This window comes from Streptomyces gilvus, from assembly GCF_022513565.1.
In the GTDB taxonomy this organism is placed as follows: Bacteria; Actinomycetota; Actinomycetes; order Streptomycetales; family Streptomycetaceae; genus Streptomyces; species Streptomyces gilvus.
On the sequence record NZ_JAKWBE010000006.1, the window covers coordinates 270,373 to 285,288 of the forward strand.

Below are 14,916 nucleotides of genomic sequence, written 5' to 3' on the forward strand. Positions count from 1 at the left end.
TGCCTTCCCTCAGTGGCCGGTCGCAGGGTTGTACGTCGCCGACTTCACCGGCATCTCGATCGTGATGGGATCGGATGTGGCGAAGTGCAGTTCGACGGTCACCTTCTCGCCCTGCACCGGCTTCCGCTTCAGGTTCTCGAACATCAGGTGGTTGCCGCCGCTCTTGAACACGAGTTGACCGTGGGCGGGCACATCCAGGGAGGTGACCTGCTCCATGGACTGCCCGACGGTCCGGTGGAGGGTGACACTGGTGGAGGCGCCGCTGGTGACGGAGGTCAGTTCGTCCTTGGCGCCGCCCTTGTTGACGACGGTGAAGAAGCCCGCGGCCATGTCGCCGGTGATCGGCTGGGGCATGTAGGCGGAGCTCACGGACAGTTCGGGCCTGGCGTCACCGGAGCCGCCGCAGCCGGTCAGGGCCAGCGTCCCGGTTATCAGCAGGGCCGTGGGGGCGAGCCGGTTCACGGGTTCTGCCCCTTGATGATCTTGGGGAGGTCCTTGGTGTAGTCGTCGACGGTGGCGTCCTCGCCGTACAGGACGTAACCGCCGTCGGTCTTCGGCGAGAACGCGATGACCTGGGTGCCGTGGACCGAGACGACCTTGCCGGTCTTCTTGTCCTTGTGGGTCGGCTCGATCGAGATGCCGAGGGTGCGGGCGCCGGCCTGGATGGTGGCGAAGTCGCCGGTCAGGCCGATGAACTGCGGGTCGATGCCCTTGAGCCACTTGCCCAGCTCGGACGGCGTGTCACGGGCTGGGTCGGTGGTGACGAACACGACCCGCAGCTTGTCCTGCTCGGCCTTGGGCAGCTGCTTCTTGGCGACGGCGATGTTGTTCATCGTCAGCGGGCAGATGTCCGGGCAGTGGGTGTAGCCGAAGTAGATCAGCGTGGGCCGCCCCGCCGTCTCCTTGCGGAAGTCGTACTTCTGCCCCTTGGTGTCGGTGAGCACCAGATCCGGCTTCTCGAAGGGCTGGTCGAGGACCGTCGCGGCCTTCTGCGAGGTGTCCTCGGAGACCACGGCGACGGGTGAGTCGCCGCTGCCACCACTGCCGCAGGCGGAGAGGGTCAGGGTGGCGGCGGCGAGCAGCGCGGCCGCGGCGAACGTCTTCTTGCGCATAGAAAAATGTCCCAGATGTGAGAGTCCCGGTGTGCACCGGGGGTCCTTCGCCCCCCGGTGCGCACGGCGGATCGAGGGCTTCAGGCGTCGGTGCGCCGACGGCCGGCGAGGACGCCGTAGGCGACGCCCAGCGCACCCACGGCGATGCCGACCACGCCGAGCACACGCGCGGTGGTGTCGGTGCCGTCGCCCGTGTCGCCGGTGGAGTCCGCGGCGGTCGTGGTGGTCCTGTCGGAGGCGTCCTCGGCCGTCGCCGTGCCGTGACCGTCCCCGGAGGCGGCGGACAGGGTGAGCACGGGAGCCGGGTTCTCGGGCTCCTCCTGGCCGTCCTGCCGTACCTCGATCCAGCGCACGACCTCGTTGTCGGAGTACGTCTGCAGCGCCTTGAAGACGAGTTCGTCGGTGTCCTCGGGCAGGGCGCCGACGGAGACCGGGAACTTCTGGAAGTAGCCGGGCTCGACGCCCTTGTCCTCGGCGGTCCAGGTGATCTTGGAGACGGCCTCGTTGATCTTCTCGCCGTGCATCTCGACCGGCTTGGCCAGCTTGGACTTGGTGACCTGGATCTTCCAGCCGGCCATCGGCTCCGGCAGGGCGGAGGCCAGCGGGTGGTCGGTCGGGAAGGTGACCTCGAGCCGGGTGGTCGAGGCGTCGTCGCGCTCGTTGGGCACCTTGAAGTCGATCACCGCGTAGCCGCCCTTGGCGGCCGTGCCCTCCGGCTGCACGGTGACGTGCGCGAACGCGGGGGCGGACAGGGCCAGCACCGTGGCGCCGGCGAGGGCGCCGGAGGCGGCGAGACGAGAAGCCTTCATGGCAGGGAGCACTCCACTTCGAGTGAGGTTCCGGTGATGACGAGGGGTACGCGCGCGTGGCCGTCGCCGAGGCCGAAGAACCGGACGACGCGGGTACGCGCGTGTGCGCCGCGCGACGGCGGCCCCGTCATCCAGGAAACGGAAACCGGGAACCAGGGACCCGAAACCAGGACCCCGAAACCGGGAACTCGAAACCGGGAACTCGAAACCGGGAACTCGAAACCGGAAGGGCGGTCGCGTCGCGTCAGGCGGCGAGGGCGTACGCGACGGCCGGCGGGCCGCGCCGGATCACCGAGTGCTGGAGTGCGGTGGTGCGGGGCTTCGGTGGCGCGAGCAGCGCGGTGCGCGGCGGTCGCGGGGCCGCCCCGAGAGTCGCCGGCAGTCCGGCGCGCAGGGCGCGCACCAGGGCGAGGGCGGCGCGCAGCGACCGTACGAGCGCCCCGTCGGCGAGGGAGCCGGCGGACAGGGCCATGAGCCTGAGCAGCGCGAGGTCGCCGCGGCGCAGCAGCCAGCCGGCGGCGACGGCCGCGAGGACGTGACCGAGCAGCATCGGCAGGGACGGCAGCAGCGAGGTCGTCGCGGACAGCGCGTCCGTCGGATGGCGCATGGAACTCATGTCCATGGCCGGGGTGGTGGACAGCCGGGCGTCGGCGAGGATCCGGCGGGCGTGCGCCGGCGTGATCGCCGCCGCCGTCGTCCCGCACACCAGCCGTGCCGCGCGTGCGACCAGCGAGGCGTCGGTCGACGTCATCGCCATCCCACTGGAGGCCGACGCGCTCTGTCCCAGCCCGAACAGCGTGTGCAGCACGGTCTGGCCGAGCACGAGCAGCGCGGCGATGCCGGGCAGCGAGCGCTCGCGTCCGGCGAGTGGCGCCGCGACCAGGAGAACCCCGAGGAACCCCGCGCCCAGTGTCCACAGCGGAACGGTGGCGCAGGAGGCCAGCGTGTGACCGCCCGCGGCCAGCACGACGCAGACCGCGGCGAACACCGCGGCCCGCAGCATCCGGATGTCTCGTCCGGAGCGCGCCGTGCGCTGGTGGGGGTCGGTCATGGCGCGCTCATCATCCCACTGGCCGTACGGCCGCCGTACGGCAGGTCCGCAAGGTCGTGTCCGGGCGGGAAGACCACCCTCTGGGGTGAGTCGATGGGGGCTGCCCACACATACACCGATTCCGGCCTGGATGCATCGACCATATGGGCGGTATCACGTCAACTCCGTGCTTACACAAGGGCACGCGCGGCAATAAGAAACGGTATGTCGAGCCGCGGCCGGGAGGCTGGAGCATGAGCATCTGGTGGTCACTCCACTTGCGGCGGGAAGCTGCGAGCGTTCCTCTCGCGCGACGGCTGCTGCTCGGCACGATGGAGACGGCGGGCGTCGACCCGGACGTCTCCTACGACCTCTCGGTCGCGCTGAGCGAGGCCTGCGCGAACGCCGTGGAGCACGGCGGCGACGCGGCGCGGGGCGCGTCCTCCGAGGCGTACCGGGTCACCGCCTATCTCGACGGCGAGAAGTGCCGCATCGAGGTCACCGACTCCGGGCCTGGCATCTCCGCCGCCGCCCCCGTCCGTCCGGCCCGTACCGACGCCGAGCACGGCCGGGGCCTGTGCCTCATCCAGGAACTCGCCGACCACGTCCACATCGGCGACAAGCCGGGCCGCGGTGGCACGGTGGTGAGCTTCGACAAGATCCTCAAGTGGCGCGAGGACGCGCCGCTGATGGCGGTGTGAGGATCCGACGGCATGACTGCGGGGGGACCGTTCCGCATACTGGCCAGGCGGCGAAGTCGGCGGACGTCCGGCACACGCGGTCCGGCCCGGCGCGGAGGCGAGCGGGAGTACCGGGCTGAGGGCATCCGCGGTGCGCCGCGCACCACTGGGGCCGACGCCGGTCGGTCCGCTGTCGGAGTCAGGGGAACGCCGGGCTGCAGGGGGACTGTCAATGGCGTGGACGGTATGCGCGGGGGACGGGCGGCGGCTCTCGGTGGAGGAGCGCGGTGATCCGCGGGGCCGCCCGGTGTTCCTGCTGCACGGCACTCCCGGCAGCAGGCTGGGGCCCGCGCCGCGGCCGTCGGTGCTCTACCGCATGGGCGTCCGTCTGATCACGTTCGACCGGCCGGGATACGGCGACTCCGACCGCAGGCCGGGACGCACCGTACGCGCCGCGGCCGAGGACGTGAGCCTGATCGCCGACGCCCTGGGGATCGACCGGTTCGGCGTGGTGGGCCGTTCCGGCGGAGCCCCGCACGCCCTCGCCTGCGCGGCTCTGCTCCCGGACCGTACGGCACGGGCCGGGGCCCTGGTGGGCCTCGCTCCTCCGGACGCCGCCGATCTGGACTGGTTCGACGGTATGACCGAGGCCAACGTCCACGCGTACGTCAACGCGGCCGCGGGCCGGCAGCGGCTCACCGCCGCGTTGGGGCGCCGGTCGCTGACGATCCGCGCGGACCCGGCGGCCTCCGTCGCCGAGATGCGCAGCGAACTGCCCGAGTCCGACCGCTGGATCGTCGCGGACGCCGGCATCCAGGCCATGCTGGAGCGCAACTTCGCCGAGGGACTGCGCAGTTCCGCGGACGGCTGGGTGGACGACGTCATGGCGTTCAGCACCAGTTGGGGCTTCGACCTCTCGGGCATCACGGCCCCCGTCTACCTCTGGCACGGGGAGGAGGACATCTTCGCGCCGGTGGCCCACACACGCTGGCTCGGCCGCAACATCCCCGGTGCCCGGGTCGAGGTCGAACGCGACGCGGCCCACTTCGGCGCGCTGCGGGTGATGACCCGCGTCATCGGCTGGGCCTCACGGCCCCAGGGGGAGGAACAGCGGCGGGCCTGGCACTGGGGGTAGCCGAGGCCCGGTACGGGAGTGCCGTCGAGGCTCCCCTTCGGGTCGAGGCCCCCGTCACACCTGCTGCGGCTCCAGGTCCCGGTCGATGCGGCGCCAGGCCACCGTCGCCTCGCTCAGCGGGTGCGTCTCACCCAGACGCTGGATCAGTTCGGTCTCCGCCTCCTGGTGGAGTTCCGTGGCCTCCGCGCCCCGGCCCAGCTCGCGCAGGGTGATCGCGAGGTTGGCCATGCTGCTCACGGTGTCCGGATGGCTGGGACCGAGCCGTTTGCGCAGGCCGGTCAAGGTCAGTCGCTCCCAGTGTTCCGCCTCCTCGTGCCGGCCGAGGTCGGCCAGGGTGTTGGCCAGGCTGGTCCCCGCGCTGAGGGCGGCGGGATGGAGGTTGCCGAGGGCCCCCGCCAGCGCGGAGCGGGCCTGTTCGGCCAGGTCGGCGGCCGTGCGCGCGTCGCCCTGGGCCCGGTGGTAGACGGCGAGGTTGTTGATGCAGAACATCGTGAACGGATGGTCGGCGCCGAAGGAGTTCCGGTACCCCTCCAGCACGTCCGTGACCTGCTGCACGGCCCGTTCGGCTCCCTGACCGGGGTCGGTGGCCAGGTAGTCGGCGGCGAGGTTGAGCCCGCAGGCGAGTTCCTCGGGGATGGAGCGGCCGTAGCGGTCACGGGAGCGGGCATGGGTCTCCCACGTCTGCTCGCTCAGCCGCAGCGCCTCCTGGTGCCGTCCTGCCCTGCGCAAGGACACGGCGAGGCTCTTGTCGACCCGCAGCACCTCCGGCACGTACGGGTTGAGGACCTGCCCGAAGAGTTCGCGCACCTCCTGCAGGATCCGCACGGACTCGTCGTACTCGCCGAGTTCCCTGAGGTCGCGGGCGTAGTGGCTGCGCGTGGTCAGTGTGTAGGGGTGCAGGGGGCCCAGGAGCGCGGTACGGCGTCGGACGGTGTCCTCGTCCAGCCGTCGGGCGGCCTTGCTCTCCCCGGTCAGGCGGTAGTCGATGGCGAGGTTGTTGGCCGAGCTGAGGGTGCGCGGGTGGTCCTCGCCGAAGATCTCGCGGAAGCCGCTGTAGATGCGCTGGTCCAGTTCGAGCGCCTCGTTGAAGCGGCCGAGCGCCCTCAGGTCGGCGGCCACGCTGCCGGAGGTGATGAGCAGGGAGGGGTGGCCCTCGCCGAGGAGCCGGCGCTGCCGCTCCAACGTGTCCTCGTCCATCTCACGGGCGGTCTGGTACTCGCCCTGGGAGCGCACGATGTTGGCCAGTTCGAAACGGAGGTTGAGTATCTGCTCGTCGTTGGAGTCCGGGAACTCGGTGCTCCAGAACTCGTTCAACTGGGTGCCGAGGGTCCGGGCGACGTGCAGTTCGCCGCGCTTCCACAGGTAGCGCATGCGGTCCACCATCAGCTGCCGGGGCTCCTCCTCCGCGCACTCGCGGATCTGGGAGGGCACGAGGTGCGGCCAGATCACCTCGAACCCGGGCCACTGGGCGGGGTCGTCCACCGCGCCCTCGGGCGGCCGCGCCGCGGCGAGGATGCGGTGCACCTCGTGAGCGGTGTCGTTGAACGCCTCCGGCTCCATGCTGTCGCGGACCGCCGCCTGCACCAGGCGGTGCACCTGGATGGAGTTGTCGGTGGAGTCGACCTTGGCCAGCGCGAACCTGTTCAGCGCCTGGGTGACCTTGCCGAGCATGTACCGGGCCCGCAGATCCTTGTCGTACGGCAGCAACGCCCTGATCATCGCGTCGCTGCCGACCAGCGTCATCGAGATCGGTTCGGCGGACAGGAAGCTGCACAGTTCGAGCAACCGGGCCGCCGCGGGGGATTCCTGGCGCAGCCGGTTGATCGAGATGTTCCAGGTGGCGCCCACGGAGGACGGGTACTCCACGGCGCCGACGGCGGCCGGGACCGACAGCACCCGGGTGCTCTGCTCGCTCAGCTGCTCGATGTACTCGCCGACCGGTGTCGCCGTGGTCTCCAGCCAGGCCGCGGCGACCTCGATCGCCAGGGGAAGGTCGCCGACCGCCTCGGCGACCCGGGTCGCGTCCTCGTCGCGCAGCCCGGGCACCCGCCGGGACAGGTGTTCGACGCTCTCCTCGCGCGTGAACACCTCCACCTCCACCGGCTGCACCTGGGTCGACGTGGGCTTGGTCCGGGTGGTCACCAGGAGATGGCCGTACAGGTCGTCCGGGATCGGGGTGGTCAGGTCGACGAACCGGGTCAGCACCTGGTCCAGGTCCTCGACGTTGTCGAACACCAGCAGCCAGCGCTTGTACGGCCGTCCGGCCCGCAGCGCCTGCAGGGCGGCCAGGGCTGCCTCGTTGACGTCGTCGCCGATGCCGGGATCGAGCCGGCGGCCCAGGTCGGCGAGTTTGGGCGGGACCAGGTCGGGCTGCTCGGCGTCGACCCACCACACCAGGTCGTAGTCGGCCTTGAAGCGGTTGGCGTACTCGCGTGCCAGCTGGGTCTTGCCCACCCCGCCGAGCCCGTGCAGTACCTGCGGCAGCCGCTGCCCGGAGGCGCCGGCGACGAACTGCCGCCGCACCTGGTCCAGGATCGACGAGCGGCCGGTGAAGAACGGGTAGCGGGGCTGGACATTGGACACGCTCGTGCTGGCGTTCGGGAACCGCACGCCGTGCAGGTTGCCGACCGGTCCCGGCGAACTCGGCCGGCCCAGGCCCGTGAGCAGCGCCGCGGCCGCCGCGTCCTCGTCCAGCCGCACCAGGTCGATGGTGCCGTTGCGGCCGGCGTGGGGAATCTGCGGTACGTCCCCGACGCGCAGTGCGACGGGCTGGTGCTTCTGCGAACCGTCCGCGTGCATCACGGCCTCCCAGGCCGCGCGAGCCGTCCGTGAGCCGAGGAACGCGGAGGAGACGACCGCGAGCACCCGTTGCGAGCCACCGGTGGCTCCGGCGCCGACCTCCAGGGTCGTCATCGACCGCACGTCCTGGGAGGCGACGTCGAACCGGGACTCGCGCAGCACGGTCTCCAGCCAGTCCACCCACATCCGGTCCTCGGAGACGTACTGCAGCAGCAGCTTCGAGGGCGGCAGGGGACGGCGGCGGGTGTAGGCCGAGACGTACTGGGCGCGCTTGACCTCGCTGATGGGCGGCAGGCCGGTCACCCGGTTCCCGGTGATGACGGCGGTCAGCCGCTCGCAGGCCGTCAGCATGGAACTGGCCACCTTGGGCGGGTCGCCGAAGGGGGCGAGGATCTCCTCGTAGGCGTAGTAGGGGCGATACGGGATCTCCACCGATCCCCAGTAGGCGACGAGTTCGTCGGGACTCATGCCACTGGGCAGACCGTCGAAGCGCTCACGGGCGAGGGCCCGTCCCGCGTCCACCTTGTCCTTCTCGCCGTCGTCGATGCGCATGGCGACCGGGAGGATGCGGATCCCCTTCTCGCCGTAGCGCTCCTCGATGTCCCGGGCGACCGAGGCGGCACCGTCGATGCTCTGGTCGCTGAGGGTGTAGCAGACCACCAGCGTGCTGGGCATCTGGACGGTGCAGATGTCGGCGAGGTCGCTGTGGCCGGTCCGGCTGTCGATCAGCGTGTAGTCGTAGTAGCGCTCCATGTCCGCGCGCATCGCGTCGAAGAACTGCCCACCGCCGTAACTGCTGTAGAAGCGGTCCCAGTCCATGTTGCCGACGATCGGATAGTCGCGGTGCCGCATGCCGGCCGACAGGAAGTCCAGGCTGCCGGGGGGCTGGAACGACCAGTCCAGGGAGATGGCGTGCGGCCGGACCCGGGCGTAGCGGCGGTGCCAGTCCGGCTCGCGGTCGGGAAGGTCGCGCAGCGCCTCGCGCCGGTAGTCGTCTATCAGGTTGATCAGGCCGGGCGTGGCCCGCAGCAGGGAGGGCTTCAGGAACGGGTGGAAGAACCTGTGCAGTCCCGGCGCCTCCAGGTCCCAGTCGACGGCGAGCACGCGATAGCCGTTGGCGGCCAGGATCCAGGCCACGTTGGCGAGAGCCATCGTGCGGCCGGTCCCACCCTTGTACGAGTAGAAGGTGATCACTGAGCCCTTGCGGTTCTCGGTCATGGAGCCCTCCACTGTCTCGGCCTGCCCTTCCCTGGTGCCGTGCCTGTCGTGTGCCGCCCGAGTGCGTCCCGCGGGTGCTCGGCGCCCGCCTAGACGGGGTGCACCTGCCTGGGCAGCCAGGGGGGATCGGCCGGTGGTCCCTTCGGCGGGTACGTCATCGCATGGGCCTCGAAGTAGCTGACGGCCTGTCGTACGGCCTTCTGCAGCTCGACGGAGAACGCCTCCAGGGTGCGGATGCCGCCGCCCGGGGACCGATGGCCCGAGCCCGCCGCCTGTCGCGTGGCCAGCAGCCGGTCGGTGAGTTCCTGCAGCTGCCGGTCCCGCTCGGGCGGGATGGCGTCGTCCTTGTGCTGGGGGATCATGACGCTGATCCACGGCCGTCGGCGCTCGGCCAGCTGTGCCATCAGTTCCTTGACGCGCGGGGAGTCCAGGGCCCACCGGTCGAGCAGCAGCAGGACGGGTGCGGTGGGCGGGCCGGAGGACAGGAGGCGGTCGGCCTCGTTCTCGAAGTCGCTCACGGTGACGCGGAAGTTCATGGCCCGCACGAGGTCGGCGGCGTGTTCCACGAGGGAACGGGTCGAGACGGGGTGGTACGGGTTCCACTCGGTCGGGGTCTCACCGTAGTAGTCGGGCACCCGGCCGTCCGGCAGGTCCGAGCGGCAGCGGGCGAGCACGGTGACGTCGAACCCGGGTGGGTGCGCGGTGTCGCCGAACGCGCTGGGCAGCGACTCGTAGTCCCGGTAGATCTGCCCCTCTTCCAGGTCGATGGCCCGGCTCGCCCGCACGATCCGCTGCGCCAGCCGGTACACGGCGCGTTCGTACTGGTCCTTCAGATAGCTGAGCTTGGTCAGTCCGTAGAACCCCTCGGCCGCGTAGTCCTCCCCGAAGTCCGCGTGCTGGAACTGCAGGTCCTTGGCCACCTGGGGCAGCTGAGCGACTTCGACGGGCACCCATAACGCGGGGACGATGGCGCTCTCCCGGGACTCCCCGCGCCGGGTGTGGCGGTATATCTCCCGCTGGGAGAAGGCCCACCACTCGCGGCCGCACTGCTCGCTGATGAAGTAGCGCGGCGAATAGAGCGGGACGAACACCTGACACCGGGCCAGGTTCTCCGACAGCTCGTCCGTCCACCGTGTCCCCAGCGCCATCCCCTGGTCCAGGAACCCGGCCCTCGCCCCCACCGGTAACGACGTCATCTCCAGGATGTGGGCGCACAGGCCGTCGTAGAGCTTCTTCACCCATGCGTTGGGACCGGCGACCTCGGAGTCGTTGCGCGGGGTGTGGGCGTAGCTCAGGAAGAAGTACGGCCGTCTGTTCCTGGGGTCCTCTGCGTCCACTCGCACGAATGCCCCCCGATGAGCCGCCGACGGAGCTTCAGTGTAGGAACCAGGCTCCCTTCGCGGAACGGGGCCGCGAAATCCGGGAGTTGTCCGACGGAGAAAGGGCCTCCGGGGCGGGGAGCGAGGCAAGCGGTGGCGCGCTCAGGACGCCGTGCGCCGCTTGTGGTCCGCCGCCGCCCTGCGCGCCTCGGTCAGGGCGTCCGGGCTCAGCGGCGCCGCCAGCCTGCTCGCCAGGGTCTCCCCCATGGCTGTCACGAACCGCTCGCCCTCCTCCGTCAGGGCTCCCGAGGCGGCGAGCGTGTCCACGGCCTGAGCGGTCTGCTCGCGCCACCGCGCGAACTGCGCCTCGGCGGCGCGCGCCTGGGCACCGTCCGTGGTCCTGTGCCGCGCGCGCCAGAAGTCGACGACGGCGATGTGCGCGTACGTCCCCTGCAGCAGCCCTTCCAGGGGGCGCGGATCGGGGCGCCAGGGCGCGTAGAACAACTGCTCGCACGTGGGGTCGTAGAGGTCGGTCATATCGAGTACGGCGCCCAGCTTGACGTGCTGGAACTCGTGCACCAGCAGACAGGCCAGGGTCTCCGGCGCGTCGGGTCGCGCGACACCGACCGCACCGAAGGCGTCCCGCGCGGCCGAACTGATGTCCGCGCCGGAGACGCCCGCCTTCAGCGGGGTGACCACGCTCAGCCCCGCGGCGAGCCCGGGGGCGTAGGCGGGCAGTTCACGCCGGATCCACTCCCAGGCGGCCGCGAGCCGGCCGCGCCACTTCTCGGCCGCCGCGTCGGACAGCCGCGGTTGCACGGCGTACCCGTGGACGTCGCGCCAGGGGTCGGTGTCCTCCAACGCGACCGTCCAGTCGGGCAGTTCGAAGAGATGCCGGTCGAGCCACGAGGGATCCGTCCCCTGCTTGCGCCCGATCCGGTGCTCCCGGCCCCCGACACGCACGGCGAAGCCGTCGTCGACGTCCCCGGTCACCTGACCCTCGGCGGCGTCGCCCACCCTGAGCGCCCCCAGGGTCGGCAGACGCAGCAGCCCGGAGCGGGCGGGAACCGTCACCGTGCCCGGCCGGCCGGCCCGCACCAGCGCCGCGGCGGCCAGTTCGGCGACGCCGCGCATCGCGATCGGGCCGGCCTCCTCGTCACCGCCGAGGGAGCGCAGCGCCCAGGGCCTGAGATACGGGTGGGCCAGTACGGCGTCGACCGATCCGGGAGCCTCGGCGTCGAGGACGGTCAAGGTCTCCCAGGCGGCCGTCCCGGTCGCACTGTGCGGGACCTCGTGCCAGACGGCGGCCAGGAGTTCACGGTTGACGGTGAGTTCGTGCCGGGCCAGCAGTTCGACGGCTTCGTGGCCACCGAAGCCGGAGGCCAGCTCGGCGAGGTGCCCGCCGTTCCTGAGCGGGGGTGGCATGGACATCTTCTGGGTTTCCCTGTCGCGGATGCCGAGGACGAGCTGCTTGAGATCGGCGCAGAACACCGACGGGTTCATGAACCCGTTCGCCTCGCTCCCGGTGCGGTAGCGGTGCGCGTACAGACCGCCGCCGCAGGAACGGACGACGGGACAGACGCGGCAGGTGTCGCTCAGCCCGTCCAGCCCCCGTTGCCGGGCGACGATGCCGGGATGCGTCGCCATCTCGTCCAGCGAGTTGGCCTGCACGCTCATTCCCGTGGCGGGAGCGCCGTCGTATGCCGTCTTCATGCTGTCCGCCAGCTCCAGGGCCCCGTCGGTCTCGATCACCGCCAGTTCCACGGGCGCCAGTCCCAGGGACTCGGTGAGGCTGCTCGCTCCGCGCAGCGTGCGCAGCACGGAGTCGAGGACCCGCACGCCCATGGGGCGGCCGTCGGCCGTCCAGCGGTCGAAGATCCGGAGCAGCCAGTCACCGTACGCCGTCGCGGACGCGGCCGGACGGGGCGGGGGTTCGTCCCAGGTGGCGTGGGGGAGCAGGAAGTCGATGCGGGGAGGCGAGAGTTCGGCGAGCGCGTCGTAGACGGTGTCCGGATCGTTGCGCAGGTCGATCGTGCAGAGAATGCCGGCGAAGAGGTGCCGGTAGCGCGGCTGCCGCAGAAGGGCGATCGCGCGCAGGACACGGTCGTGGCTGCTGCGCCCGTCGCGGTAGCGGCGATGCAGATCGTTGGCGGCCCGGTCGCCGTCGAGTGAGACGCCGATCTTGATGTCGAACTCGGCGAACAGGTCGCAGAACTTCTCGTCGAGTGTGACGCCGTTGGTGTGGATGCGCAGGTCGAGGCCGCAGACGTCGGCGAGGGCGGTGCGTAACCCCTCCGCCGCACGACGCAGTCTGGCCCGGCCGGCGAGGAGGGGTTCCCCGCCGTGCAGGACCACGTGGACGGTGTCGAGCCGATGGGTCCGGGCGTGCTCGGCGATGCGCTCGGCGGCGATGTCCAGAACCGCGTCGGAGATCACCTTGGGCCGGCCTCGCCAACTCTGGTCCGCGTGTTCGAAGACGTAGCAGTGATCGCATGCGAGATCGCAGCGGCTGTGCATCTTCAGCACGAACTGGCTCAGGGGGTGGGGCGAGGGGTCCATGAGCGCACTGTTCGATTCCTGCCCGAGGGGCGGGGACTCAGACGGCCGACTGGAACGCCGCGACGGAGACGCGGGCGGGACCTCGCTCAGGAGCACCGTGCGCCACCACCCGGGTCAGGGCACCGGCCGCGATACCGTCCCGGCGGGCGGCGAGCCGTACCAGCGGGACCCGCTCGGGCCCGGCGGTCGACGGCTTCCCCGGCTCTTCGGCCGAGGCTGGGGTGGACGTGCTCATGGGCGAACCTCGATCTTCCGTGTGTCCGCTGGACCGGCCAGAAGACAATCCACACGAAGCGGATATTACGGATACATGGAGCGCACCGCTTGGCGAACACGCTCGTGAGTCTGGGGGAGCCATGAAACCACACGGCCCGAAAGGATCGCGAAGCGCCTGCACGTACCCCAACTGCCAGCACCCGTAACGGAGTTGAGCAGTAGGAAAATCCCATTCAGACCCCCGTTCCGGAAGGGTCGGAGTGGCGGAAACGCGCTCGATGACTCCTCCGATAGGAGTCCAAGAAGTACCCGACCGGCTCCAAACTCGGCAATTTTTTATCAAGGCTTTACTTCGTGGGGGAGTTTGAGATCCATTTCCCCGGCGCACCGGGCCCGCTCCCCAGCCGGTCCGTGCATCTTCGCGCCCCGCGCTTTCACCCGGCCGTGTCATGCGGTCGGCAGCCCGCCTCGTGGCCGGCCCCATCGCGTACGACGCCGCCACCGTCGCCCCGCCCAGCAGCAGCCACCCGGGTGTTCCCCCCACCCCACCAGCAGCGAGGCCAGCAATGGACCCTCGGACAGGCCCAATCATCCGCCTTCTCACTGGCCCAATTCAGCCGCCGTCCAGGACCTTGCCCAGCACCTCCAACGCCCGCGGATACACCCGCTCCCGAGGCGTCCCGTACCCCACGATCACGCCCTGCGCCCGGTCCTCGCCCGGCGCGTGCCAGTGGTCGCCGAGCCGCCCCAGCGCGAGCCCCTCCGCCTCGGCACGCTTGAGCACCTCCGCCTCGTCGGCGACCTCCACGAGCGCGTGCAGCCCGGCGGCGATCCCGCGCACGTTGCGTCGCCCGCCGAGCCGGTCCAGGAGCTGGTCCCTGCGTCTGCGGTACCGGAGCCGGCACGCGCGCACGTGCCGGTCGTAGGCGTGGCTGTCGATGAGTTCGGCGAGCGCCAGCTGGCCGATGGACTCGGTGTGGTGGTCGCTGTGCAGCTTGGCGTCGGCGACCGCGTCCACCAGGTGCGGCGGCAGCACCATCCAGCCGAGCCGCAGCGCAGGCCCGAGCGTCTTGGAGGCGGTGCCCAGATAGACGACCTGCCCGGGAGCCATCCCCTGCAACGCGCCCACCGGCTGGCGGTCGTACCGGAACTCCCCGTCGTAGTCGTCCTCGACGATCAGCCCGCCCCGCGCGCGTGCCCAGTCCGTCAGCGCCCGCCGCCGCTCGGGGCGCAGGGTGACGCCCGTCGGGTACTGGTGGGCGGGGGTGACGACGACGGCCTTCGGGTCCGTCAACACATCCGCGCACACCCCGCGTTCGTCGACCGGCACCGGCACCACCGTGCCGCCGTTGTGCCGCACGACCTCACGGTGGAACGGCAGCCCGGGATCCTCCATGGCGATCTCGCCGCCCTCCAGCACGCGCGTGAGGAGCGCGAGCCCCTGCACGTACCCGGAGGTGATCACGATGCGCTCCGGGGGCGCGATGACCCCTCGCGCGCGCCCCAGGTACCCCGACAGCGCCTGCCGCAGCTCGATGCGGCCGCGCGGGTCCCCGTAGTCGTACGCCAGCAGGGGAGCCGTGGCGATGGCGCGTCTGAGCGCCCGCAGCCAGGCCGCCGCCGGGAACGCCCCGACGTCCGGGCTGCCGGGCCGCAGATCGAAACGCGGGGTACGCGCGTGCGTGGCCGCGTCCGGCGCCTCCTGGTCGGCCGAGGGCAACTGGGCGACCTGCGTCCCCGACCCCTGCCGGGCGGTCAGATACCCCTCGGCGACCAACTGGTCGTAGGCCGCCTTGGCGGTGCCCCGGGAGATCCCGAGCTCACTCGCGAGCCGCCGGGTGGCGGGCAGCCGGGTGCCGGGCGCCAGCCGCCCGTCGCGCACGGCGTCCCGCAGGGCCCGCTCCAGACCGACCCGCCGGCCGTCACCGGCATCGGGCTCCAGATGCAGGTCGACCCCGACACCGGCCAAGAAGTCGTTCACGAAAACCCTCCCCCTAGGTACGTGTGTCCGGGCACGTCGATGGCCGGGCACCTCACTG

The 14,916-nt window shown here is 71.2% G+C and carries 11 protein-coding genes; 2 read left to right on the plus strand and 9 right to left on the minus strand.

Going from position 1 to position 14,916, the window contains the following annotated elements:
* Positions 1-9: 9 nt before the first annotated feature.
* From MKW14_RS12710 to MKW14_RS12725, 4 genes are all read right to left on the minus strand, one after another.
* Positions 10-462 carry a copper chaperone PCu(A)C gene (locus MKW14_RS12710; protein ID WP_240862235.1) on the minus strand — a complete coding sequence of 151 codons (453 nt, stop codon included), beginning with the start codon at positions 460-462 and terminating at the stop codon, positions 10-12.
* A complete protein-coding gene (locus MKW14_RS12715; RefSeq protein ID WP_240862236.1) occupies positions 459-1,112 on the minus strand; it encodes an SCO family protein in 654 nt (217 codons plus the stop codon). The genes MKW14_RS12710 and MKW14_RS12715 overlap by 4 nt, the downstream gene beginning before the upstream one ends.
* An 80-nt stretch (positions 1,113-1,192) precedes the next feature.
* Entirely contained in the window at positions 1,193-1,921 is a 729-nt protein-coding gene (locus MKW14_RS12720) for a YcnI family copper-binding membrane protein (protein ID WP_240862238.1), read from the minus strand.
* Between the two features lie 244 nt (positions 1,922-2,165).
* On the minus strand, positions 2,166-2,972 hold the full coding sequence (locus tag MKW14_RS12725; RefSeq protein ID WP_240862240.1) for a hypothetical protein: 807 nt from the start codon (positions 2,970-2,972) through the stop codon (positions 2,166-2,168).
* 233 nt (positions 2,973-3,205) lie between these two features.
* Here MKW14_RS12725 and MKW14_RS12730 point away from each other — a divergent pair, with 233 nt between their 5' ends.
* Positions 3,206-3,652 (plus strand): ATP-binding protein, encoded by a 447-nt coding sequence (locus MKW14_RS12730; protein WP_240862242.1) that lies wholly within the window; start codon positions 3,206-3,208, stop codon positions 3,650-3,652.
* Between the two features lie 211 nt (positions 3,653-3,863).
* Complete coding sequence (locus MKW14_RS12735) at positions 3,864-4,766, plus strand: alpha/beta fold hydrolase (RefSeq protein ID WP_240862244.1); 903 nt, start codon at positions 3,864-3,866, stop codon at positions 4,764-4,766.
* A 54-nt stretch (positions 4,767-4,820) separates the two neighbouring features.
* Here MKW14_RS12735 and fxsT read toward each other — a convergent pair whose 3' ends face one another.
* The 5 genes from fxsT to pdxR all read right to left on the minus strand — a co-directional run bounded on the left by fxsT (position 4,821) and on the right by pdxR (position 14,858).
* Positions 4,821-8,783, minus strand: a complete 3,963-nt coding sequence (gene fxsT / locus MKW14_RS12740) for an FxSxx-COOH system tetratricopeptide repeat protein (RefSeq protein ID WP_240862246.1) — start codon at positions 8,781-8,783, stop codon at positions 4,821-4,823.
* An 89-nt stretch (positions 8,784-8,872) separates the two neighbouring features.
* Positions 8,873-10,126 carry a TIR-like protein FxsC gene (locus MKW14_RS12745; RefSeq protein WP_240862247.1) on the minus strand — a complete coding sequence of 418 codons (1,254 nt, stop codon included), beginning with the start codon at positions 10,124-10,126 and terminating at the stop codon, positions 8,873-8,875.
* A 138-nt stretch (positions 10,127-10,264) separates the two neighbouring features.
* Positions 10,265-12,661: an FxsB family cyclophane-forming radical SAM/SPASM peptide maturase gene (locus tag MKW14_RS12750; RefSeq protein ID WP_240862250.1), complete on the minus strand. Its 2,397-nt coding sequence runs from the start codon at positions 12,659-12,661 to the stop codon at positions 10,265-10,267.
* A gap of 37 nt (positions 12,662-12,698) precedes the next feature.
* Positions 12,699-12,896 (minus strand): FXSXX-COOH protein, encoded by a 198-nt coding sequence (locus MKW14_RS12755; protein ID WP_240862342.1) that lies wholly within the window; start codon positions 12,894-12,896, stop codon positions 12,699-12,701.
* A gap of 594 nt (positions 12,897-13,490) precedes the next feature.
* Entirely contained in the window at positions 13,491-14,858 is a 1,368-nt protein-coding gene (pdxR, locus tag MKW14_RS12765) for a MocR-like pyridoxine biosynthesis transcription factor PdxR (RefSeq protein WP_240862252.1), read from the minus strand.
* Positions 14,859-14,916 lie beyond the last annotated feature (58 nt).

Bases quoted from the DNA above. Each gene is read 5' to 3' on its own strand.
- MKW14_RS12720 (WP_240862238.1), bottom strand. From the start codon at position 1,921: ATGAAGGCTTCTCGTCTCGCCGCCTCCGGCGCCCTCGCCGGCGCCACG.
- MKW14_RS12755 (WP_240862342.1), bottom strand. From the start codon at position 12,896: ATGAGCACGTCCACCCCAGCCTCGGCCGAAGAGCCGGGGAAGCCGTCG.
- MKW14_RS12730 (WP_240862242.1), top strand. From the start codon at position 3,206: ATGAGCATCTGGTGGTCACTCCACTTGCGGCGGGAAGCTGCGAGCGTT.
- fxsT (WP_240862246.1), bottom strand. From the start codon at position 8,783: ATGACCGAGAACCGCAAGGGCTCAGTGATCACCTTCTACTCGTACAAG.
- MKW14_RS12735 (WP_240862244.1), top strand. From the start codon at position 3,864: ATGGCGTGGACGGTATGCGCGGGGGACGGGCGGCGGCTCTCGGTGGAG.
- MKW14_RS12725 (WP_240862240.1), bottom strand. From the start codon at position 2,972: ATGACCGACCCCCACCAGCGCACGGCGCGCTCCGGACGAGACATCCGG.
- MKW14_RS12750 (WP_240862250.1), bottom strand. From the start codon at position 12,661: ATGGACCCCTCGCCCCACCCCCTGAGCCAGTTCGTGCTGAAGATGCAC.
- MKW14_RS12715 (WP_240862236.1), bottom strand. From the start codon at position 1,112: ATGCGCAAGAAGACGTTCGCCGCGGCCGCGCTGCTCGCCGCCGCCACC.